2 protein-coding genes are annotated in these 1,907 nt (G+C 52.7%); both read left to right on the top strand.

The features are described from left to right. A partial coding sequence (locus C1714_RS14340; protein WP_210115367.1) for a hypothetical protein occupies positions 1–261 on the top strand: 261 nt, incomplete at its 5' end. Positions 262–284: 23 nt separating this feature from the next. Continuing rightward, positions 285–1,739, top strand: coding sequence for a C69 family dipeptidase (locus tag C1714_RS13720; RefSeq protein WP_102343794.1), 1,455 nt, complete (start codon positions 285–287; stop codon positions 1,737–1,739). Positions 1,740–1,907: the final 168 nt, after the last annotated feature.

Here is a 1,907-nt window from a genome sequence, read left to right as displayed (position 1 = left end):
CTTTCGTACAGCTTCATCATAGATTACATATTTACTTTTCAGCTACGCCGTTTTGGTACCGTCGCGGTCTCCGTCGAGGCGGTTCCAAAAATGCCGACGCTCCGCGTCCGCAAATCCGCCGTTTGCGATGCCTTTAACAATCGCATTTTTGGCACTTTTATTAACCCATCAACTGTCAAATTCAGGATAATAATAACAAATATCTTTACTTTCCACCCTCCTGCAAAACTGTATCCTCCTTTGCAGCAAATGCTAGAATAGACCGCAGTTAAAGGAGACTGTCTATGCCCTGCACAACACTTCTTGTAGGAAAAAATGCATCTATCAACGGATCCACGCTCATTGCCCGCAACGAGGATTCCGGTTCCGGAAGCTTCTCTGCCAAGCGCCACATCGTCGTCAAGCCCGACGAGCAGCCGCGCACCTATCACTCTGTCATCTCGCATCTGACCATCGCTCTGCCTGACAATCCGATGCGCTATACATGCATGCCGCAGGCCGATCCGACGATTGAAGGCGTATGGGCAGCGGCAGGCGTCAACGATGCCAACGTCGCCATGACGGCAACGGAGACACTCACGTCCAATGAGCGTGTTCTCGCCGCCGATCCGCTGGTCATCTATCAGCCCGCAAAGGATGGTAAAGAAGAAGTTCCGGGAGGAATCGGTGAAGAGGACCTCGTCATCATCACTCTGCCGTATATTCACTCTGCCCGCGAAGGTGTCGAGCGCCTCGGCATGCTGCATGAGACGTATGGCACCTATGAAATGAACGGCATCGCTTTCCAGGACATCAACGAAGTCTGGTGGTTCGAAACCATCGGCGGACACAACTGGATGGCGCGCCGCGTACCGGATGATGCCTATGTCGTAATGCCCAACCAGCTTGGTATCGATGCCTTCGACTTTGACGATGCCTATGGCGCAAAGCAGAACTTCATGTGCAGCCCCGGCCTCAAGGAGTTTGTTGAAGTCAATCACCTCAACCCGTCCATGGACGGCTCCTTCAATCCCCGCGACGTCTTCGGCTCCCACAGCGACAGCGACCATGTTTACAATACGCCGCGCGCCTGGTACATGCTCAGATACTTCAACCCGAATACGTACAAATGGGATGGCCCTGACGCCGACTACAAGCCGGACAGCGACAACCTGCCCTGGATGTTAAAGCCCGAAAAGAAGATCTCGATCGAAGACGTCAAGTACGTTCTTTCGTCGCACTATCAGGGGACGCCGTTTGATCCCTACGCAAAGAACCGCGACCCCCATGCCCCGCACTTCCGTCCCATCGGCATCAACCGCAACAATTTCCTCTCCTGCAGCGAAATCCGTCCCGACCAGCCGAAGGAAAAGCAGGCCGTCGAGTGGATCGCCTTCGCATCCAACGTCCATAACACCTTCGTCCCGCTCTACGCAGACGTCGATGTCATTCCGGAATATTTCTCCAACACAACGCTGACTCCGACAACGGAGAACTTCTACTGGGCCAACCGCATCATCGCCGCCCTCGCCGACCACGACTACGACGCATGCGTACAAGAAATCGAGCGATACCAGATCGTCACCGTCTCCCAGGCAAGAAAGATGATCCTCGATGGCGACAGGACAAATGAAGACAACGAAGCCGTCAACGCCAGGATCGCAGCCATGATCAAGGACGAAACCAACAAGCTCCTCGACAAGGTGCTCTACCGTGCATCCATGAGTATGCGTAACGCCTTCGCACGCAGCGACGCCTGAGCAATAACACAAAAGAAGCACAAAAGGCCCCCTCACGGAGGCCAATGGCATCAACCTAAGAGAACATGATTCTCAAGGGTTGATGCCTTTTAAATTGTCAATTTCAAATACGGTGATGGTCCTTCAATGGGCATAATGTAGTTAAGATTATATATTTAAATAATGTTT

The sequence above is a fragment of the Galactobacillus timonensis genome, assembly GCF_900240265.1.
In the GTDB taxonomy this organism is placed as follows: domain Bacteria; phylum Bacillota_I; class Bacilli_A; order Erysipelotrichales; family Erysipelotrichaceae; genus Bulleidia; species Bulleidia timonensis.
The sequence above is the reverse complement of the archived record's forward strand: the minus strand, read 5'-3'. Positions and strand labels throughout refer to the sequence as shown.

What these genes read in the sequence shown, in the direction of transcription:
- C1714_RS13720 (WP_102343794.1), top strand. Translation starts at nt 285, where the DNA reads ATGCCCTGCACAACACTTCTTGTAGGAAAAAATGCATCTATCAACGGA.